The following is a 19,632-nucleotide window of genomic DNA, read 5'->3' on the forward strand; positions in this document are numbered from 1 at the left end:
TGCCTTGGCCATTCAATGAGCTCTTGCTTAACAAGAGCTCATCATCGGCGCTATGCTCGGTTGGCTCAGTGGCTGCGCAGTTCGGCCAGCAGAGTCTCGAGCTTGCGCTGATCGGCCATGAACTTGCGGATACCTTCGCCCATCTTCTCGGTGGCCATGGCGTCTTCGTTCATGTCCCAGCGGAAGTTGGACTCGGTCAGCACTTCCGGCACGTTCTGCTCGGCATCGGCGGCCAGCAGGCGACGTTCCAGCGGGCCGGTGCTCTCGGCCAGCTCACCCAGCAGTGCCGGCGAGATGGTCAGGCGGTCACAGCCGGCCAGCGCTTCGATCTCGCCGGTGTTGCGGAAGCTGGCGCCCATCACGATGGTCTTGTAGCCGTGACCCTTGTAGTGCTCGTAGATGGCCTTGACGGACTTCACGCCCGGGTCGTTGTCGCCGCTGAAGTCGGCGTCCGGCTGATTGGCCTTGTGCCAGTCGAGGATACGACCGACGAAGGGCGAGATCAGCGTCACGCCGGCATCGGCACAGGCCTGGGCCTGGGCGAAGCTGAACAGCAGCGTCAGGTTGGTGCGGATGCCTTCGCGCTCGAGCTTCTCGGCGGCGCGAATGCCTTCCCAGGTGGAGGCGGTCTTGATCAGGATGCGTTCCTGACCGACGCCATTGGCGGCGTAGCGCTCGATGATGCGATGCGCGCGACGGATGGTCTCGTCGGCATCGAAGGACAGGCGGGCGCTGACCTCGGTGGAGACATAGCCCGGCACCAGGCCGGCGATCTCGGTACCGATATCCACGGCCACGGCGTCGACGGCATCATCGATGTCGGTGGCCTTGCGCGCGACTTCGGTCAGGCGCTCGCGACGTGACGGGTCCTGAGCGGCCTGCAGGATCAGTGACGGGTTGGTGGTAGCATCAGTGGGCGCGAAGCGACGAATGGCCTCGAGGTCACCGGTGTCGGCGACGACGGTGGTCATTTCCTTGAGTTGGGAGAGCTTGTCCTGTGCCATGCAAGAGTTTCCTGTACTGAGCGTGAGCCACCCGAAGGGGTGAGTGGCCCTCATGAATAAGGCAAGAGGTGAAGGGCAGGGGCCGCCGGAGCGAGCGCTGCCACCGAGTGTGCACCCACGCCTGCCGGCTGTGAAGACATCTCGGGCCGATCGCCCCAAGTGGATGATCCGCGGGGATTTCATCAGCGTGATGTGACATTCGTCACCTGTGTAGGTCAACTGTATCAATTGTGCGGCGGCGCGCCCACTGTCGTCATCTGACGGCAAGGGCGTGGCGTTTTCGGCACGTGGACATACCATCGACAAACGATTGCAGGAGGGGATGTGGACAAGCGTCAAACCCGTCAGCTGGCCTTGCTGGTCGCGGCCAATACGGCCCTGGCTCCATTGGCCATCGATGCCTATCTGCCGGCATTGCCGGCCATGGCAGAAGACCTGGCGACCACGGTGCACCATACCGAGCTGTCGCTGTCGGTCTTCCTGCTCGGCTTCTCGCTGGGGCAGCTGATCTTCGGCCCGCTGTCAGACCGTATCGGGCGCAAGCCGGTCCTGCTGTCAGGCATCTTCGTCTTCCTGCTGGCGAGTCTGGCCATCACCCAGGTCGAGAGTCTCGAGGGGCTCTATGCGCTGCGCTTCCTGCAGGCGCTGGGCGGCGGCGCCTCGGTGGTCAATTCCTCGGCGATCGTGCGCGATTGCTTCAGTGGCCGCGAGGCGGCCAAGGTGCTGTCCACCGTCGCGGTGATCATGATGCTGGCGCCCTTGATCGCGCCTGCCATCGGCAGTCTGCTGCTGGGCATGGCGGGCTGGTGGCTGATCTTCGCCTTCCTGGCCGCCTATGCCGCCTTCCTGTTGATAGTGCTGCCGCTGCGCTTGCCCGAGACCCGACGCAAGCGCGAGGCGGACGAGCCGCCGGCCAGTCTCCTGCAGGTCGCGCGTGACTATGCCAGCGTGCTGCGCCACGGGCCGGCGATGGGCTATGCGCTGACGCAGGCGATGGGCTTCGGTGGCATGTTCGCCTTCATCACCGCGTCGCCCTACGTCTATATGCAGCATTTCGGAGTGACGGCGGCCTGGTACCCGGTGCTGTTCGGCGCCAACATCCTGTTCATGTTCACCGCCAACCGTCTCAACGTGCGCCTGCTGTCACGCCTGTCGCCGCCGCGTCTGCTGCGCATCGGCATCGGTATCCAGCTGTCTGCCGCCATCCTGCTGGTATCGGCGCTGGCACTGGGGCTGGACCTGCTCTACGTCATCGCACCGCTGCTGATGGTGTTCGTCGGGGCCAACGGCATGGTGGCGCCCAACGCGATCTCCTCGGCGCTGGAGTATTTCCCGCGCATCAGCGCCACGGCCAATGCGCTGATCGGCAGCATGCAGTTTGCCAGTGGCGCCGTGATCGGCATGCTGATCGCAGGTCTGGCGGTGGACAGCCTGTGGCCGATGATTCTCGGCATGCTGGGCACGGCGCTGGTCAGCAATATTCTGCTGCGGGTGCTGGCAGGGCGCCGCGCCCTGGCGCGCCATGAGACGCCGTCCGACTGAGAAAGGCTTGAGCCGGCGACTGTCACACAGTTGTCATGAATGCTTGGCAAGGTACTCCCTGTAGACAAGAAGCCACCTCACTGGCTCATTCCTATCGCAAGGAGTTTCAGGCATGAAGGCGTTCCTCAAGTCCGGTCTCGCAGTGGCTGTCATCGCTGCATCAGTTGGTGCTGCAGAAGCCCGTGAACAGCTGCGCATCGTGGGTTCTTCCACGGTCTATCCGTTCTCCAGCTACGTCGCTGAAGAGCTGGGTGCCACCAGCGATTTCCCGACTCCGGTCATCGAATCCACCGGTTCCGGCGGCGGCATGAAGCTGTTCTGTGAAGGTGTCGGTGACAGCACTCCGGACATCACCAACGCCTCTCGTCGCATGAAGACGTCTGAATTCGAGCGCTGTGAAGAGAACGGCGTGACCGATATCACCGAAGCCATGATCGGCTTCGACGGTATCGCCTTCGCCCAGTCTGTCCGCGATGGCAGCATCGACCTGACCCGTGAGCAGATCACCCTGGCGGTCGCCGCTCAGGTGCCGGTCGACGGCAAGCTGGTCGACAACCCCTACACCAAGTGGTCCGAGATCGACTCCTCCCTGCCGGACCGCAAGATCACCGTCTACGGGCCGCCTTCCACTTCCGGTACCCGTGATGCCTTCGAAGAGCTGGTGATGGAAGTCTCCACCGAAGAGATGGAAGGCTACGGCGGTGAGGGTTACACCAACATCCGTCAGGACGGTCACTACATCGCTGCCGGCGAGAATGACAACCTGATCATCCAGAAGCTGGTCGAGAACACCGAAGCCTTCGGTATCTTCGGCTACTCCTTCCTCGAAGAGAATGCTGACAAGGTCGTCGGTGCTTCCATCGATGGCGTGCAGCCGGAAGCCGATGCCATCTCCTCTGGCGAGTACCCGGTCTCCCGCTCCCTGTTCTACTACGTGAAGAACCAGCACAAGGATGACGTGCCGGCTCAGCAGGCCTACAACGACCTGTTCATGAGCGAGAAGATGATCGGTGAGCTGGGCTACCTGAAGGGCATCGGTCTGATCCCGCTGCCGAAGGAAGAGCGCGCCACGCTTCGCGAGCAGGTCGCTGAGCGCACCAAGCTGACTCTGGCCGATCTCCAGAAGTAAGCAACGCAGCTGACCCTCTGACGCGGCCGGTTGCCCTTGGCAGCCGGCCCGTTTGCTTGACTGGTCGCAGGGTTTCGCAAGGCATGAAGCCTTCCCCCTGTGAACAACGCGACTCCGGGACCCGAAAGATGCAGACTCAGCAGATCTTTCTCTTCTTCATAGGCATCGTGGCGCTGGCTGGCCTGGTGGCCTTCTTCAGCGGCCGCAGCAAGGCACAGCGTGTGCGTGCCAGCGGTGCTGAAATGTACGCCCAGCCGGATCAGTACGGCTGGTTCACGGCAATTTCCAGCGCAGGGCCTGCTCTGCTGGTCGGTCTGGCAGCCGTCGTTGCGATTGCCACCGCAGATATCGATATCGAAGGCATGCAGCTGCTGATCGCCAGTCTGGTCGTCGCAGCCGTCGGCCTGGTCATCGGCCTCGCCCTGGTGAAGCCTGACTTCCATGCGCGCAATGCCATCGAGACCCTCATTCGTTATGTGTTGATCGGCGCGGCGATGATCTCCATCGTCACGACGTTCGGCATTCTGGTCTCGATCATCTTCGAGGCCATCCGCTTCTTCCAGATGGAAAGCTTCTGGACCTTCATCACCGGCACCACCTGGGATCCGGGCAACAGCTTCCAGATGGCGGCCGGCCGTGGTGAAGGCGTCGAGAGCACCGCCAACTTCGGTGCCGTACCGCTGTTCGCCGGTACCTTCATGATCACCCTGATCGCGATGCTGGTGGCCATTCCCATCGGCCTGCTCGCCGCGGTCTACATGGCGGAGTTCGCCCCCGAGAGCGTGCGTACCGTCGCCAAGCCGGTGCTGGAAGTGCTCGCCGGTATCCCGACCGTGGTCTACGGCTTCTTCGCCGCCATCACCGTCGCGCCGCTGATCGTCGACATCTTCTCGCCACTGGGCATCGAGGCGTCCTACAACAACGCGCTGGCGCCGGGTCTGGTCATGGGCATCATGATCATTCCGTTCATTTCCTCACTGTCCGATGACGTCATCACCTCCGTGCCGGACACCATGCGTCAGGGCTCTCTGGCGCTGGGCATGACCCACGGCGAGACCATCCGCAACGTCATTCTGCCGGCCGCGCTGCCGGGCATCATCTCCGCGTCTCTGCTGGCCATGTCACGCGCCCTCGGCGAGACGATGATCGTGGTGATGGCGGCGGGCATGCGTCCGAACCTGACCGCCAACCCGCTGGAAGACATGACCACCGTCACGGTGCGCATCGTTGCCGCGTTGACCGGCGACCAGGAATTCGCGAGTGCCGAGACACTGTCGGCCTTCGCGCTGGGTCTGGTGCTGTTCGTTGTCACTCTGCTGCTGAACATGGTCTCGGTGGTCCTGATCCGCCGCTTCCGTGAGAAGTACAGCGCCAACAACCTCTGAGGCCGAGACTAGACATGAGCCATTCATTCGACGATATCTCGGCCCAGCTGAAGGGCCGTCATCGCCGCACCAAGCGCCTGAAATTCATGTCCATGGGCGCACTCGCCCTGGCCGCCACCTTCCTGGTGGTCTTCATCGGCGACATGGTCATGCGCGGCTACCCGGCCTTCCAGCAGGCAGAACTGCACGTGCCGGTCACCTACAGCGAGCAGTCGCAGGAAATCCCGCTGGCAGCGGTGGAAGAAGACGTGCGTGACCTGGTCAGCCGCGGCTGGCTGCGCCAGCTGCCGCGCGACATGGCCGCTGACGCCAGCCTGATGGGGCAGACGATCGACCGCTGGGTGATCGCCGATGACCAGGTCGATCAGTACCTCAAGGGCCACAAGTCACACCTGAAGCCCAAGCAGACCGCCGTGCTGGACCGCATGATCGAGAACGGCACGGCCGAGCTCAAGTTCAACATCAACTTCTTCACCACCGGTGACTCGAAGTTGCCGGAATACGCCGGTATATGGTCGGCCGCGATGGGCACGATCCTGACGCTGCTGGTCACGCTGGCCTTCGCCTTCCCGGTCGGCGTGCTGACGGCGGTCTATCTGGAGGAGTTCGCTCCGGACAACCGCTTCACCCAGGCAATCGAGATCAACATCAACAACCTGGCGGCGGTGCCGTCGATCCTGTTCGGTCTGCTGGGTCTGGCGATCTTCATCAACTTCTTCGGCATGCCGCGCTCCTCCCCGCTGGTCGGTGGTCTGACGCTGGGTCTGATGACCTTGCCGGTGATCATCATCACCACGCGCTCGGCGCTGCGCAGCGTACCGGACACCATTCGCCAGGCCGCCTTCGGCGTCGGCTGCTCCCGCTGGCAGGTGGTGCGTGACCACGTGCTGCCGCTGTCACTGCCGGGGATCCTGACCGGTTCCATCATCGGCCTGGCACAGGCGATGGGCGAGACCGCACCGTTGATCATCGTCGGCATGGTGGCCTTCATTCCGGATGCGCCGACCGCCATCACCCAGGCTGCCACCGTGCTGCCGGCCCAGATATTCACCTGGGCGGGCGAGCCGGAGCAGGCCTATGTTGAACGTACTGCGGCGGGCATCCTGGTGCTGCTGTCAGTGCTGATCCTACTCAATGCCGCAGCCGTGATGCTGCGCAAGAAATTCGAGCGTCGCTGGTAGGCAGCTGCGAGGCGGCCCGCCGATTGGCCGGTCGCCTTCCACCCTTAGCCCTGGCCCACGACTCATCAAGGAATACGAGACATGAACAGCACCGTCGCCACTCCCGCCAAGCCTGCCGCCGCCACTCGTCCCGGTAGCCCGGTCGTCATCAACGAAGATGCCAACCATGAGCTGGCCATTCGCGTGGAAGACCTCAACCTGTGGTACGGCGAGAAGCAGGCGTTGAAGAACATCAACATCGATGTCTTCCAGAAGAACGTCACCGCCCTGATCGGCCCGTCCGGTTGTGGCAAGTCGACCTTCCTGCGCTGCCTGAACCGCATGAATGACCTGATCCGCAGCGTGCGCATCGAAGGTCTGGTCGAGATGGATGGCCGTGACGTCAACGCGCGCAACATGGATGAAGTGGCATTGCGTCGTCGCGTCGGCATGGTGTTCCAGAAGCCGAACCCGTTCCCCAAGTCCATCTACGACAACATCGCCTACGCGCCGACCATGCACGACCTGGTCAGCCGTCGCGCCGACAAGGATGATCTGGTCGAGAGCGCGCTGCGTGATGCGGGTCTGTGGGAAGAAGTGAAGGACATTCTCGACCAGCCGGGCACCTCGCTGTCCGGTGGCCAGCAGCAGCGTCTGTGCATCGCGCGTGCCATCGCGGTCAAGCCGGACGTCATCCTGATGGATGAGCCGACCTCGGCACTCGACCCGATCTCCACCGCGACCATCGAAGACCTGATGGACAAGCTGAAGACCCAGTTCTCCATCGTCACCGTGACGCACAACATGCAGCAGGCGGCACGTGTCGCCGATTACACCGCCTTCTTCCACATGGGTGAGCTGGTGGAGTACAACGACACCAAGACCATGTTCTCCAACCCGAATACCAAGAAGGCCGAGGACTACATCACCGGTCGCTATGGCTAAGCGGCGCCAGCGTCAGGGCTCGGAGGCTGAGCCCCTGATCGCTGCCTGAGAGCATTGCAGGTCGCACGACGACACGAGGCCCGGATCAATGATCCGGGCCTCGTGTCGTTTCAAGCATCAGGTTGGTTCAGTGTCTGCTGGCGGATCAGCCTTCCAGTTCGACGGCGATCGCGGTGGCCTCACCGCCGCCGATGCACAGCGCCGCGATGCCGCGCTTCTTGCCGCGGCGCTCCAGCGCGTTGATCAGGGTGACGATGATGCGCGAGCCGGTGGAGCCCACCGGGTGCCCCTGGGCGCAGGCGCCGCCGAAGACATTGACCTTGTCATGCGGGATGTCGTGGGCATCCATCGCCAGCAGGGTGACCACCGCGAAGGCCTCGTTGATCTCGAACAGGTCGACGTCTTCTGTGGTCCACTCCAGGCGCTTCATCAGCGAGTCGATGGCGCCGATGGGCGCCAGCGTGAATTCGCTGGGGTGCTGGGAGTGGGTGCTGTGTCCGAGGATACGCGCCTTGACGGCCAGCCCGCGTCGTTCGGCTTCATCACGGCGCGTCAGCACCAGTGCCGAGGCGCCGTCGGAGATGGAGCTGGCATTGGCGGCGGTGATGGTGCCGTCCTTGGCGAAGGCCGGGCGCAGGGTGGGAATCTTGTCGAGATTGGCCTGGAAGGGCTGCTCGTCCTGCTCGACCACGCTCTCGCCCTTGCGGCTCTTGACCGTGACGGCGGCGATTTCCGGCGCGATATCCCCCGACTCGGTCGCCGTCATGGCGCGCCTGAGCGATTCGATGGCGAAGTCGTCCATGCGCTGGCGGTCATAGCCGCGGGCATCGGCCACTTCCTGGGCGAACATGCCCATCAGCTTGCCGGTCTCGGCGTCTTCCAGCCCATCGAAGAACATGTGGTCCTTCAGCTCGCCATGACCGAGGCGATAGCCGCCACGCGCCTGGGTGAGCAGGTGCGGGGCGTTGGACATCGATTCCATCCCGCCGGCCAGCATGATGCGGTTGGTGCCTGCGCGAATCAGATCATGCGCCAGCATGGTGGCCTTCATGCCGGAACCACACAGCTTGTTGATGGTGGTGGCGCCGATGCTGTCCGGCACGCCGGCCTGACGCATGGCCTGCCGCGCCGGGCCCTGCTTGACGCCGGCGGGCAGCACGCAGCCGAAGATGCCCTCGTCGACATCGGCAGGCGTGAGGCCAGCGCGTTCGATGGCCGCCTTGATGGCCACGGCGGCGAGCTGTGGCGCGCTCAGCGTCGAGAGTGAGCCCTTGAGGCCCCCCATCGGCGTGCGGGCGCCGGCGAGAATCACGATGTCATCGGCGCTGGCGGCGGGGCTTGGCGTAGTGCGGGAAGCGGTCGTCATGACGGTCTCCTGTGTCTTGTTATTGGAAGATCGAGTCGTGCAGTCGGCGTTGTGATCACTGCGTGGCTATGCTTTGATCCATTCAATCCCATAAACCAAGCAAGCGCTAGTTATACGATGAATGTAGCCACCGCCTCACCCCGTCGCAAGGAGCTGGTCCGTATCGCTGCCCGCCTGTTCGTCGAGGAGGGTTTCGATCGCACCACCGTCCGCATGCTGGCCCAGGAAATGGGCATCAAGTCCGGCAGTCTCTTCCATCACTTCGCCGACAAGCAGGAAATTCTGTGCGCCGTGATCGAAGAGGGCATGTTCAGTGCGCTGGCCATCGCCCGTGAGCATCTGGCGCGCTGCGAGCCGTACCAGGCAAGCGAAGTGACCGCCTCGGCGGCGTCGCAGCAGCAGCAGGCGCGTGAGCGACTGCTGGCCCTGGCGCGTGCACATCTGGACACGCTGCTAACCGATCGCAATGCCCATGTGGTCGCGCTCTATGAGTGGCGGCGGCTGGAGGGCCTGGCGCGCGAGCATCTCGTCCAGCTGCGCGATGACTACGAAGACCTGTGGCGTGACGCCATCGCCTCCGCCGTGTCCGCAGGGCTGCTCAAGGGCGACGCCGCGCTGCTGCGCCAGTTCATGCTCGGCGCGCTCAACTGGACGGTACGCTGGTATCGCCCCGAGGGAGAGCGCTCCCCCGATGAGCTGGCCGAGGCGCTGGTCGACAGCCTGTGTCGTCTGTCCTGAGCCAGCGTCTGCTACACGCCGTGCGTTACACGGCCTCTGCTACGCAGCGTGCGTTACACGGCGTGCGTTACACGGCGTCCGTTACACGGCCTCTGCAACTTTTGGCCAGTCGAGCGTCACAATGCTTGCTGCCCGACAGGCTTGTCGCTAACTTGACGTTTACGTTAACTGTAGATGGATGGCGCCCAGTCATCTCACATCGCCCCGGAGCACCACTCAGGAGCCAGTCACGCCATGACGCCAAGCGATACAACAACAAACCGCACGTCACGCGCCGCCTCTGCTGCATCTGTCGCACCTGCGAATTCACACGCCATGCAACCCGCCGCCAGCCAGACGCTGAGCGATTATCTGGCCGCCTTCGATATCCAGGCGCTGCGCGATGAATTGTTCACCACGCCGCTCGACGGCGAGGGCGAGCTCGGCAATGCCTATGAGGCGTGTGTCGGGCGTCATCTGCGCGCCGGGCAGGGCGAGCGTATCGCGCTGGTCCATGAAGACGAACAGGGCCGGGTGCGTGAGCTGAGTTACGCACAGCTCGATGAGCAGAGCGCGCGGATGGCGGCTGCCTTGAAGGCACAGGGTGTGATGGCGGGGCAGCGGGTCGCCTGCATGCTGTCGCGTACGCCGGAGCTGATGATCGCGCTGGCCGCGACCTGGCGACTGGGCGCCGTCTATCAGCCGCTGTTCACCGCCTTCGGCACCGATGCGCTCGACTATCGCCTGTCGCGCGCCGAGACGCAGATCGTGATCACCGAGACGAGCCAGCGCAGCAAGTTCACAGAGCTTGCCCGTCATCCCGTGATCATCTGCGTGCGCGGTGAGGAAGATGCGCTGGAGGCGGGCGATCTCGACTGGCAGACATTGATGCAGAGCGAGCCACTGACCGAGCCGCCGGTATTGCTTCCGGCGGAGGCGCCCTTCCTGCAGATGTTCACCTCCGGCACGGTCGGCAAGCCCAAGGGCGTGGCGGTGGCACTGAATGCGCTGCCCGCCTTCTGGCTCTATCAACGCCTGGCGGTGGACCTGCGCCCCGGCGAGCGCTTCTGGAACATGGCCGACCCCGGCTGGGCCTACGGCCTCTACTACGCCATCACCGGCCCGCTGTTGCTGGGTGCCACCACCTACTTCATGCAGGCGCCGTTCAGTGCAGAAGGCGGGCTGGCATTCATGGAGCGTCATCGCATCGACAACTTCGCGGCCGCGCCCACGGCCTATCGCATGCTCAAGGCCTCCGGGCTCGGTGAAGGCGCCTTCGAGCGCCTGAACCTGCGGGTCGCAAGCTCCGCCGGTGAGCCCCTCAACACCGAGGTGGTGGGCTGGGTCGCGCGGGAGCTGGGCTGTGCGGTGATGGACCATTACGGCCAGACCGAGACCGGCATGACCTGCTGCAATCATCACGCGCTGGCCCATGAGGTCGTGGTCGGCAGTGTCGGCTTCCCGTTGCCCGGCTATCGGCTGGCCGTGCTCGACGCCGAGTATCGTGAGCTGCCGCCGGGCGAGCCGGGTGTACTGGCGGTGGATATCGCCCGCTCGCCCGCACACTTCTTCGCCGGTTACACCTGGCAGGAGAAGCAGCCCTGCATCGAGGGCTATTACCTGACCGGAGACGTGGTGGTGGCAGAGCCCGATGGCCGCTTCACCTTCGCCGGGCGTGACGACGACATCATCACCACTGCGGGCTATCGCGTCGGCCCGGCGGATGTCGAGAACGCTGTGCTGGTTCATCCGGCGGTGGCGGAATCGGCGGCGGTCGGCAAGCCGGATGCGCTGCGTGGCGAGATCATCAAGGCCTATGTGGTGCTGCGCGATGGCCATGTCGGCAGTGACGAGCTGGCGGAGGAAATTCGCGCCAGCGTACGTCAGCGACTCTCGGCGCACAGCTATCCCCGCGAGATCGACTTCGTCGACAGCCTGCCCAAGACGCCATCGGGCAAGATCCAGCGTTTCCTGCTGCGGGCACAGGCGCGCGAGAGCTGAACACCGAGCCATATACCTGGCTTTCAGGCATGGTCGGCTATCCGGCGGGGCTTGTGTGTTACCACGCGCCTGTCACCACCGGCCTGTCACCACAGGTCTGTCATCACCTGGCTCTCATCACCTTTCCTGCCATCACCTTACGGGAGACTCGTTTCATGAAGATCGCTGACCACTGCTTTCTGATCACTGGCGCAGCATCCGGCCTCGGGGCCGCCACGGCGTCACGTATCGTCGCGGCCGGCGGCCAGGTGGTGCTGGCGGACCTTGCCGAGGCCGCACGTGAACAGGCCGAGGCGCTGGGGGAGGCGGCACGCTTCTGTCATTGCGATATCACCGACAGCGCCAGTGTCGAGGCCGCACTGGATGTCGCGGAGCAGACCTTCGGTGCCATTCATGGGGTGATCCATTGCGCCGGCGTGGTGAGCGTCGCCAAGCTGGTGGATCGTGACGGCGAGCCTGCCCCGCTGGAGGGCTTCGAGAAGACGCTGGCGATCAATCTGAGCGGTACCTTCAACGTGGCGCGCCTGACGGCGGCACGCATGGCGCGCAATGCCGCCGAAGGCGAGGACGGCGAGCGTGGCATCATTCTCAATACCGCCTCGGTCGCGGCCTTCGACGGCCAGGTAGGGCAGTGTGCCTATAGCGCCTCCAAGGCCGGGGTCGCCGGCATGACGCTGCCGATGGCGCGTGAGCTGGCACGCCATGGCATTCGCGTGATGGCGATTGCGCCCGGCGTGTTCGAGACACCGATGATGGCCGGCATTCCGGAGCCGGCCCGCGAAGCGCTGTGCGAGGCGGTGCCGTTTCCCAAGCGTCTGGGCAAGCCCGATGAGTTCGCGCGTCTGGCCGAGCACATCATCACCAACAGCATGCTCAACGGGGAGGTGATCCGCCTCGATGGCAGCATTCGCATGGCCTGAGGCTGGCGAGCAAGGCTTTCAACGTCTGGATCGGGCTCTCTGGATCGGCTCTGGGGAGAGAGCACGGTACACAAGGAATCTTGCAGGACAGGTTATCTCTGGGGGAGATATTGCTCGATCGCGGCTGCGGTCGGGCTTTTTTGTGTCTGCTTTTTGTGTCTTCTTTTGTGTCTGCCGTGCGCGCGGCGCGGCCTGGAGGCAGGGCTTGCCACTGATGAGACAGGGCTTGCCACCAATGTCGCAGGTCAGAAATCAAACGACCGCTTGACGGTATGGCGAAGGAGGCGTTAATTTCAAACACATGTTTGATAGTGTTGCGTCAGACCTGTTCGCCGCCAGCGACTCGCTTCTTCATTGCTCGAGTGAGTGTTGCGCCGCCTGACAAGCGTCCTGCCGCCACCTGTCGTTGTTCAGGTCAGCGCCGCCGCGTCGCGACGGCTCAAGGAGTAAAGCATGCCGGACTATCAGGCGCCGTTGCGCGACATCCGCTTCGTGATGAATGAGCTGCTCGACTATCCCGCGCACTATGCCAGCCTGCCGGGTGGCGATGAGGCCAGCGACGATATCGTGACCGCCATCCTCGAGGAAGGCGCACGCTTCGCGCACGAGGTGCTGACGCCGCTGAACCAGTCGGGCGACCGCGAGGGCTGTACCTTCGAGGGCGGCGAGGTCAAGGCGCCGAGCGGCTTCAAGGCTGCCTATCAGCAGTATGTCGAGGGCGGCTGGCCGAGTCTGGCTGCCTCACCGGAGCATGGCGGTCAGGGTCTGCCGCCGTCACTGGCGATGGTGCTCTCGGAAATGGTCGCCTCCGCCAACCTGTCGTGGGGCATGTATCCGGGCCTGTCGCATGGCGCGATGAATGCGCTTGAACATCACGGCAGCGAGGTGCTCAAGCAGACCTATCTGACCAAGCTGGTCGAAGGCAGCTGGACCGGCACCATGTGCCTGACCGAACCGCATTGCGGCACGGACCTGGGGCTGATCAAGACCCGCGCCGTGCCGCTGGATGACAGCGATGGCAGCAAGGGCTACCGCATCAGCGGCACCAAGATCTTCATCTCGGCCGGTGAACATGATCTTTCCGAGAACATCGTGCACCTGGTGCTGGCCAAGCTGCCGGATGCTCCGGAAGGCTCGCGTGGCATCTCGCTGTTCGTGGTGCCCAAGTTCCTGCCCGACGCCAATGGCGAGGCCGGTGAGCGCAACGGCGTCAGCTGTGGCTCCATCGAGCACAAGATGGGCATTCACGGCAACGCGACCTGCGTGATGAACTTCGACTCCGCCACAGGCTATCTGGTCGGCCCGCCGCACAAGGGGCTGGCCTGCATGTTCACCATGATGAATGCCGCGCGTCTCGGGGTGGGGATCCAGGGCGTGGCGCTGGCCGAGGCCAGTTTCCAGAATGCGCTGAGCTATGCGCGTGACCGTCTGCAGATGCGTGCCCTGTCTGGCGCCAAGGCGCCTGAGAAGGCGGCCGACCCGATCATCGTGCATCCGGACGTGCGCCGCATGCTGCTGACCCAGAAGGCCATCGCCGAGGGCGGGCGCATGCTGGTGATGTACGCCGCCCAGTTCAATGACATCGTCGAGAATGCTCCGGACAGCGAAGACAAGGCACGTGCCGATACCTTGCTCGGCCTGTTGACGCCCATCGTCAAGGCCTTCCTGACCGAGACCGGCTTCGAGGCGACAAACCATGGCGTGCAGGTCTATGGCGGCCACGGCTTCATTCAGGAATGGGGCATGGAGCAGTTCGTGCGCGATGCACGCATCACCCTGCTCTATGAAGGCACCACCGGTATCCAGGCGCTGGACCTGCTGGGCCGCAAGATCCTGATGAGCCAGGGCGAATCGCTCAAGGTCTTCACCAAGGAGATCCACAAGTTCTGCCAGGCCAGCGAAGGCAGCGAGTTTGCCAATCCGCTCGCTGAGCTCAACCGCGAATGGGGCGAGCTGACCATGGCGGTGGGCATGGGTGCGATGCAGGACCGCGAAGCGGTCGGCGCGGCCAGTGTCGATTACCTGATGTACGCCGGTTACGTCACGCTGGGCTACCTGTGGGCGCGGGCCGGTGAGACGGCCAAGGCCGCGCTGGCGGCCGGCGAAGGGGACGCTGCCTTCTATCAGGCCAAGCTGGATACCGCGCGCTTCTACTTCCAGCGCATCCTGCCGCGCACGCAAGGCCACGCCGCGATGATTCGCGCCGGTGGCGAGACGCTGATGGCGCCGACGGTGGAAGGCTTCGGCAGCGGCTTCGAGATCTGATGACGGTTTCAAGCCTGACAGCAGTTTCAAGGCTCAGCAGTTCGATGTATCGGCAACAGTCGTGTCTTATGCCTCCAGTCAGTGCGCTCTGACTCGGTACCCTTGGGGAGACTTCGGTCTCCCCATTTTTTGTGCGCTTGGTGTCAGTCAGGAGTTTTCCCGACACGAGCAATCAATCTCGTTTCAGTCTTGGCTTGTGACAGGCATGCGCCCAAGATAGGCGCATCGAATGCTGCCCCGCGGTTTCCTCGGGACAGCGACGCGCATGTACTGATGGCAAGTACTGATGGCAAGCACTGACAGGATAGGTGGCGCAGGATGCACGCGAACGATACGCCTGAGGAAAGATCGCGACACGAGGAAATGCCGCCCGAGGCGCAGATGGCCGATGCGCAAGCGCCTGACGATAGCGTTGGCGAGCCACGCAGCGTCAGTGAGGGCACTTCCATCGAGGAGGCCGTGACACGCATGCAGGTGCCACGCGACGAGCGTCAGCAGGAGGCGCTCGAACGCTCCGGGCGTTCTCGCCATGCGCCCAATGTGCGCCGCGCGCTGGAGATTCACCCCTTGCTGGTCGGCATGGCCGCAGTGGTCATCATCATCGGCGGCCTCAAGCTGGCGGCGGACCTGGTGGTCCCGCTACTGCTGGCGGTGTTCGTCGCTGCGGTCTGCGATGCGCCGGTGCGCTGGCTGGCCCGTCACGGCATCGGGCAACGCTTCGGGGTGCCGATCGTCATCCTGACGGTCTGCGTGCTGTTCTCGTCGCTGACGGCGCTGCTGGTCTCGCGCTTCACCCTGTTCAGCGATGAGATGCCCAAGCTTGAGGAGAGCCTGCGCGAACAGTATCAGAGCATGCTGGAATGGCTGGCGGACAGCGGCGTATCCATCGCGCCGGCCCGCTTCAGCGAGCTGGTCGACCCGGCCTCGTTGACCCAGTGGGTGCCGAACCTGCTGACCGGGCTGGGGGGGCTTCTGTCCTCGAGCGTGATCATCGTGCTGACGGCCACCTTCCTGCTCTATGAGGCATTGTCACTGCGCGACAAGCTGGTCAGCACGCTGCGCAGCCCGCATGTCAGTCTGCGCCGCTTCACGCTGTTCTCGCTGACGCTGCGCCGCTATCTGGCGGTCAAGACCTTGATCAGCCTCGTGACCGGGGGACTGGTCGCGATCAGCTGTCTGGTGCTCGATGTGGAGTTCGCCTTCCTGTGGGCCACGCTGGCCTTCTGCCTCAACTACATTCCCAACATCGGCTCGGCGCTGGCCGCGGTGCCTGCGGTGTTGCTGACGCTGGTGATGCCGGAGGGTGGCGCGGTCAAGGCGCTGATGCTGGGCGGCTGTTATCTGGCGATCAACTTCATTCTCGGCAACTTGATCGAGCCGCGCGTGATGGGGCGCACCCTGGGGCTGTCGACGCTGGCCGCCTTCCTGTCGCTGGTGGTGTGGGGCTGGGTGTTCGGGCCGGTGGGCATGCTGTTGTCAGTGCCGATCACCATGACGCTCAAGATCGCCTTCGACTCGCACCCGGGCACGCGCTGGGCGGCGCGCCTGCTGGGCCCCTCCGTGCGCCGGATCCGCCGTCGTCGACGCATGGCGGAGGAATGACCCGCGAGCCAGCTCTGCGTGGATGACCCGCTGTCAGAATGCCAAAGGCCCCGTCACGCTGTGCGTGACGGGGCCTTTGGTTATCGAATCAGTGCGCAGTGACTGGCGGGGCAGTCACCTGTCAGCAAGTCGACTCAGAGGTTCTGCTCGATGAACTGGCTCAGCTGACCCTTGGACTGGGCACCGACCAGAGAGGCGACCTTGGCGCCGGACTTGAACAGGATCACGGTCGGCACGCCACGCACGCCTTGCTCGGCAGCGATTTCCGGCGCGTCATCGACATTGACGTTGACGATCTTCAGGCCTTCGCCTTTCTCGTTGGCGACTTCTTCGACGACCGGCGCCATCATCTTGCACGGACCACACCACGGGGCCCAGAACTTCAGCAGGACCGGGGCTTCAGCGTTGAGAACTTCCTGTTCGAAGTTGGCGCCGGTGACATCGACGTGATTGGACATCTTGTTTCTCCAGGGGATTCGTTTCGCTGTCTGCGGCATTGCCGGACATGCAGGCTGCGTCCGATGGTAGCGCCACTTTGCATCACTGACAAATGGGCATTGTCCATCGGCTCAATAGCACGGGGTTATGATCGCTAGTGTTTTTATAGCTGTTTTATTGGTTTGAGGGAATAGCAACGGGGCAGGCAATGTGGATTGCCTGCCCCGACTTTGGTATTGCCTGTGCGAAGGATCCCGCAGCAAGGAGAGCTCAGAAGAAGGCGTAACGGATGCCCAGCCCCAGCAGCAGTGTCGTCAGCAGGCCCTGCAGCAGGCCGCTGGGCATGTGCCGTGTCAGGCGTGCGCCCAGGCTGATGGCGGGCAGTGAGCCGACCAGCAATGCGCCGAGCAACAGGAAGTCGACATTGCCCAGCCACAGGTGGCCCAGTCCCGCGACCAGGGTCAGCGGGACCGCGTGAGCGATATCGGTGCCGACGATGCGCGCGGTGCTCAACAGCGGGAACAGCATGATCAGCACGGCAGCGCCGAAGGCGCCGGCACCCACGGAGGACAGGGTGACGCACACGCCAAGCACGATGCCTGACAGCACGGTCAGCGGTGCCGCGTGGCGTACGATGAAGCTTTCCGGGCTGATCAGCCCCAGCAGGCGCTTCTTGAACAGCAGCACGCCGGCGGTGAGGATCAACATCACGCCCAGCATGCCCTTGATCAGGCCCGCGTAGGCGGTGGGGTCAGTGAAGAAGGTATGCAGGACCGCAATCGTCAACAGTGCCGCCGGCAGCGAGCCGATGGCCAGGCGCCGGGCGATGGTCCAGTCCACATGGCCCTGGCGATGGTGCGCGAAGGCGCCGCCCGCCTTTGTAATGGAGGCATAGAGCAGGTCAGTGCCCACGGCGATGTGCGGCGGGAAGCCGAACATCAACAGCAGGGGCGTCATCAGCGAGCCGCCGCCCACGCCAGTGACACCGACCGCGAAACCCACTCCGGCGCCTGCCAGCACGTATAGCAGCAGTTGTGTGACTTCCATCCCTACCTACCCCCTTGTCAGGTTACTGTCGCCAATCTACTCTTGAGCGTATATTCCCGAAAGGAATCATTATTCATGATTTTATCGCCCGATCATCTTAGCAAGGTGACCGGCCATGTCCGGGCCACTGTCACGCCGCGTCGCGTCGATGGTGCTTCTCAGGAGAGTGAAGCCGCATGAAACTCCAGCAGTTGCGTTATATCTGGGAAGTCACCCGCCACAACCTGAACGTGTCCGCCACCGCGCAAAGTCTGTATACCTCCCAGCCGGGCATTTCCAAGCAGATTCGTCTGCTGGAAGATGAGCTTGGCGTCGAAATCTTCGCACGCAGTGGCAAGCACCTGACGCGGGTGACCCCGGCCGGCGAGTCCATCGTCGAGCTGGCAAGCCAGGTGCTGCGCACGGTGGAGAACATCAAGCACGTAGCCCAGGAGCACAGTGACGACCGTCGCGGCAGCCTGTCGATCGCCACCACGCACACCCAGGCGCGTTATGCCTTGCCGCCGGTGATCGCCGATTTCACGCGCAAGTACCCGGATGTCGCGCTGCACATGCAGCAGGGCACGCCGAAGCAGATCGCCAACATGGTCAGTGAAGGTCAGGCCGATTTCGCCATCTGCACCGAGTCGCTGGAGCTGTTCAACGACCTCATCCTGCTGCCGTGCTATCGCTGGAACCGCTGCGTGCTGGTGCCCAAGGATCATCCGCTGGCCAATGGCGAGGAACTGACCCTCGAGTCGCTGGCCAGTTATGCGCTGGTCACCTACACCTATGGCTTCACCGGGCGCAGCCAGCTGGATGATGCCTTCAAGTCCCATGGCCTGGCGCCCAACGTGGTGCTGACCGCCTCGGACGCCGATGTCATCAAGACCTATGTGCGCCTCGGCATGGGCATCGGCATCGTCGCGCACATGGCGGTGGACGAGGTGGCCGACGAGGACCTGGTCGCGCTGGACGCCACGCATCTGTTCGAGAGCTCCACGACCAAGATCGGCATCCGTCGCGGCACCTTCATGCGCAGCTACATGTTCGAATTCGTCGAGCGCTTCGCGCCGCACCTGACGCGGGAGCGTGTCGAAGCGGCACTGGCCGCCGGCCCGCGCCACGAGCACGAGATCTTCCACGACATCGAGCTGCCGGTGCGCTGAGTGTCGGTGGACTGAGTGCCGCTCGCCAGATCTGCCACAGCGCAGATGAAAAAGCCCGCCTCCTGAGAGGCGGGCTTTTTGCTGGCTGGGCGGTTCGAGCGCACAGCGTCAACCACAGGGCTCAGTGTGCCAGGTGCAGGCCACATTCGCGGTTGTCTTCCGCCTTGGTCGGGTCGACGTAGTCGAACTCGTTGGGCAGGTCGTGGGCGACCAGATACTCGTGCATCTGCTTGGAAGACCAGTTGAGCACCGGGGCGACCTTGATCAGGCCATCGCCGTTCAGCGAGACCGGCTGCATGCCGGCACGGAAGGCGGTGTCACTGGCGCGCACGGCGGTGAACCACATCTCGGGGTTCAGCTCGCGCAGCGCACGTTCGAAGGGTTCGAGCTTCACTTCACGGGTGAAGGCTTCGTGGCGCGGGTCATCGATATGCGGGGTGAGGCCATCGACGGCTTCACGGTGGGCACGCGTGCGCTGCGGCAGATAGATGATGCGGTTCAGGTTCAGCTTGCGCGTCACCTCATCGGCGAAGCGATAGGTGGCATCGGTGTTGTAGCCGTTGTCCATCCACACGATCGGGATGTCAGGACGGAAGCGCGTCACCATATGCAGGATCACCGCCTCGAAGGGACGGAAGTTGGTGGTGCAGATGGCGTGCTTGTCCAGCGACAGGGCCCAGCGGGTCAGGGCTTCCGGGTCGTTGCCGAATTCGGCATTGATGCGGGCGAGATCGAAGGTATCGGACATGAGGAGTCTCCAGAACGAGGGCACGTCCGATGGAGCGGGGCGCAGGGCTGATCAATGACCAGGAAAGGTCATCAGCAGAGGCGGGTAGCGCTCAAGGAGACGTGCAGGAATGCGCCTACCCTATCAAAGGCAGGCACTGCTTCCCCAATACGAATTCGTTCGAACGTTATATGCCATCGAGTTATGGCGCTCATGACGCCTTATAACGCCGCCTG

At 63.7% G+C, this 19,632-nt stretch carries 16 protein-coding genes; 11 read left to right on the plus strand and 5 right to left on the minus strand.

The window, feature by feature from the left end:
* Positions 1–65: 65 nt before the first annotated feature.
* The gene (tal, locus tag CLAM6_RS02850) at positions 66–1,004 is read right to left on the minus strand and encodes a transaldolase (RefSeq protein ID WP_043333980.1); all 939 of its coding nucleotides are present in this window, start codon (positions 1,002–1,004) and stop codon (positions 66–68) included.
* 324 nt (positions 1,005–1,328) lie between these two features.
* On the opposite strand from tal, the gene CLAM6_RS02855 reads away from it, so the two are divergent.
* From CLAM6_RS02855 to pstB, 5 genes are all read left to right on the plus strand, one after another.
* On the plus strand, positions 1,329–2,546 hold the full coding sequence (locus tag CLAM6_RS02855) for a Bcr/CflA family multidrug efflux MFS transporter (protein ID WP_153635114.1): 1,218 nt from the start codon (positions 1,329–1,331) through the stop codon (positions 2,544–2,546).
* A gap of 112 nt (positions 2,547–2,658) precedes the next feature.
* Positions 2,659–3,675: a substrate-binding domain-containing protein gene (locus tag CLAM6_RS02860; RefSeq protein ID WP_043333978.1), complete on the plus strand. Its 1,017-nt coding sequence runs from the start codon at positions 2,659–2,661 to the stop codon at positions 3,673–3,675.
* Positions 3,676–3,803: 128 nt separating this feature from the next.
* Positions 3,804–5,060, plus strand: coding sequence for a phosphate ABC transporter permease subunit PstC (gene pstC / locus CLAM6_RS02865; protein WP_043333977.1), 1,257 nt, complete (start codon positions 3,804–3,806; stop codon positions 5,058–5,060).
* A gap of 14 nt (positions 5,061–5,074) precedes the next feature.
* A complete protein-coding gene (gene pstA, locus CLAM6_RS02870) occupies positions 5,075–6,241 on the plus strand; it encodes a phosphate ABC transporter permease PstA (protein ID WP_043333976.1) in 1,167 nt (388 codons plus the stop codon).
* 81 nt (positions 6,242–6,322) lie between these two features.
* Positions 6,323–7,165: a phosphate ABC transporter ATP-binding protein PstB gene (gene pstB, locus CLAM6_RS02875; protein ID WP_153635115.1), complete on the plus strand. Its 843-nt coding sequence runs from the start codon at positions 6,323–6,325 to the stop codon at positions 7,163–7,165.
* Between the two features lie 145 nt (positions 7,166–7,310).
* Here pstB and CLAM6_RS02880 read toward each other — a convergent pair whose 3' ends face one another.
* Complete coding sequence (locus tag CLAM6_RS02880; RefSeq protein WP_153635116.1) at positions 7,311–8,531, minus strand: acetyl-CoA C-acyltransferase; 1,221 nt, start codon at positions 8,529–8,531, stop codon at positions 7,311–7,313.
* Between the two features lie 117 nt (positions 8,532–8,648).
* Here CLAM6_RS02880 and CLAM6_RS02885 point away from each other — a divergent pair, with 117 nt between their 5' ends.
* From CLAM6_RS02885 to CLAM6_RS02905, 5 genes are all read left to right on the plus strand, one after another.
* Positions 8,649–9,269 (plus strand): TetR/AcrR family transcriptional regulator, encoded by a 621-nt coding sequence (locus CLAM6_RS02885; RefSeq protein WP_153635117.1) that lies wholly within the window; start codon positions 8,649–8,651, stop codon positions 9,267–9,269.
* Between the two features lie 315 nt (positions 9,270–9,584).
* Positions 9,585–11,249: an AMP-binding protein gene (locus tag CLAM6_RS02890; RefSeq protein WP_153635118.1), complete on the plus strand. Its 1,665-nt coding sequence runs from the start codon at positions 9,585–9,587 to the stop codon at positions 11,247–11,249.
* Positions 11,250–11,404: 155 nt separating this feature from the next.
* Positions 11,405–12,169 carry an SDR family NAD(P)-dependent oxidoreductase gene (locus CLAM6_RS02895; protein WP_153635119.1) on the plus strand — a complete coding sequence of 255 codons (765 nt, stop codon included), beginning with the start codon at positions 11,405–11,407 and terminating at the stop codon, positions 12,167–12,169.
* Between the two features lie 453 nt (positions 12,170–12,622).
* Complete coding sequence (locus CLAM6_RS02900; protein WP_153635120.1) at positions 12,623–14,434, plus strand: acyl-CoA dehydrogenase C-terminal domain-containing protein; 1,812 nt, start codon at positions 12,623–12,625, stop codon at positions 14,432–14,434.
* Positions 14,435–14,815: 381 nt separating this feature from the next.
* Positions 14,816–16,036 (plus strand): AI-2E family transporter, encoded by a 1,221-nt coding sequence (locus CLAM6_RS02905; protein WP_225347551.1) that lies wholly within the window; start codon positions 14,816–14,818, stop codon positions 16,034–16,036.
* A gap of 134 nt (positions 16,037–16,170) precedes the next feature.
* Here the strand turns inward: CLAM6_RS02905 and trxA are convergent, their stop codons facing one another.
* Complete coding sequence (gene trxA, locus CLAM6_RS02910) at positions 16,171–16,494, minus strand: thioredoxin (RefSeq protein WP_043333971.1); 324 nt, start codon at positions 16,492–16,494, stop codon at positions 16,171–16,173.
* 250 nt (positions 16,495–16,744) lie between these two features.
* Entirely contained in the window at positions 16,745–17,521 is a 777-nt protein-coding gene (locus CLAM6_RS02915; RefSeq protein ID WP_043333970.1) for a sulfite exporter TauE/SafE family protein, read from the minus strand.
* A 176-nt stretch (positions 17,522–17,697) separates the two neighbouring features.
* Here CLAM6_RS02915 and cysB point away from each other — a divergent pair, with 176 nt between their 5' ends.
* Positions 17,698–18,669: an HTH-type transcriptional regulator CysB gene (gene cysB, locus CLAM6_RS02920; protein ID WP_043333969.1), complete on the plus strand. Its 972-nt coding sequence runs from the start codon at positions 17,698–17,700 to the stop codon at positions 18,667–18,669.
* 121 nt (positions 18,670–18,790) lie between these two features.
* On the opposite strand, the gene CLAM6_RS02925 is transcribed toward cysB, so the two are convergent.
* Positions 18,791–19,417: a phosphoadenosine phosphosulfate reductase domain-containing protein gene (locus CLAM6_RS02925; RefSeq protein ID WP_054555396.1), complete on the minus strand. Its 627-nt coding sequence runs from the start codon at positions 19,415–19,417 to the stop codon at positions 18,791–18,793.
* Between the last annotated feature and the right edge of the window lie 215 nt (positions 19,418–19,632).

Source organism: Cobetia sp. AM6, assembly GCF_009617955.1.
In the GTDB taxonomy this organism is placed as follows: Bacteria; Pseudomonadota; Gammaproteobacteria; order Pseudomonadales; family Halomonadaceae; genus Cobetia; species Cobetia amphilecti.

Excerpts from the sequence above, each read along its gene's own strand:
- tal (WP_043333980.1), bottom strand. The coding sequence starts at position 1,004 with ATGGCACAGGACAAGCTCTCCCAACTCAAGGAAATGACCACCGTCGTC.
- CLAM6_RS02860 (WP_043333978.1), top strand. The coding sequence starts at position 2,659 with ATGAAGGCGTTCCTCAAGTCCGGTCTCGCAGTGGCTGTCATCGCTGCA.
- pstC (WP_043333977.1), top strand. The coding sequence starts at position 3,804 with ATGCAGACTCAGCAGATCTTTCTCTTCTTCATAGGCATCGTGGCGCTG.
- pstA (WP_043333976.1), top strand. The coding sequence starts at position 5,075 with ATGAGCCATTCATTCGACGATATCTCGGCCCAGCTGAAGGGCCGTCAT.
- pstB (WP_153635115.1), top strand. The coding sequence starts at position 6,323 with ATGAACAGCACCGTCGCCACTCCCGCCAAGCCTGCCGCCGCCACTCGT.
- CLAM6_RS02880 (WP_153635116.1), bottom strand. The coding sequence starts at position 8,531 with ATGACGACCGCTTCCCGCACTACGCCAAGCCCCGCCGCCAGCGCCGAT.
- CLAM6_RS02885 (WP_153635117.1), top strand. The coding sequence starts at position 8,649 with ATGAATGTAGCCACCGCCTCACCCCGTCGCAAGGAGCTGGTCCGTATC.
- CLAM6_RS02890 (WP_153635118.1), top strand. The coding sequence starts at position 9,585 with ATGCAACCCGCCGCCAGCCAGACGCTGAGCGATTATCTGGCCGCCTTC.
- CLAM6_RS02895 (WP_153635119.1), top strand. The coding sequence starts at position 11,405 with ATGAAGATCGCTGACCACTGCTTTCTGATCACTGGCGCAGCATCCGGC.
- CLAM6_RS02900 (WP_153635120.1), top strand. The coding sequence starts at position 12,623 with ATGCCGGACTATCAGGCGCCGTTGCGCGACATCCGCTTCGTGATGAAT.
- CLAM6_RS02905 (WP_225347551.1), top strand. The coding sequence starts at position 14,816 with ATGGCCGATGCGCAAGCGCCTGACGATAGCGTTGGCGAGCCACGCAGC.
- trxA (WP_043333971.1), bottom strand. The coding sequence starts at position 16,494 with ATGTCCAATCACGTCGATGTCACCGGCGCCAACTTCGAACAGGAAGTT.
- CLAM6_RS02915 (WP_043333970.1), bottom strand. The coding sequence starts at position 17,521 with ATGGAAGTCACACAACTGCTGCTATACGTGCTGGCAGGCGCCGGAGTG.
- cysB (WP_043333969.1), top strand. The coding sequence starts at position 17,698 with ATGAAACTCCAGCAGTTGCGTTATATCTGGGAAGTCACCCGCCACAAC.
- CLAM6_RS02925 (WP_054555396.1), bottom strand. The coding sequence starts at position 19,417 with ATGTCCGATACCTTCGATCTCGCCCGCATCAATGCCGAATTCGGCAAC.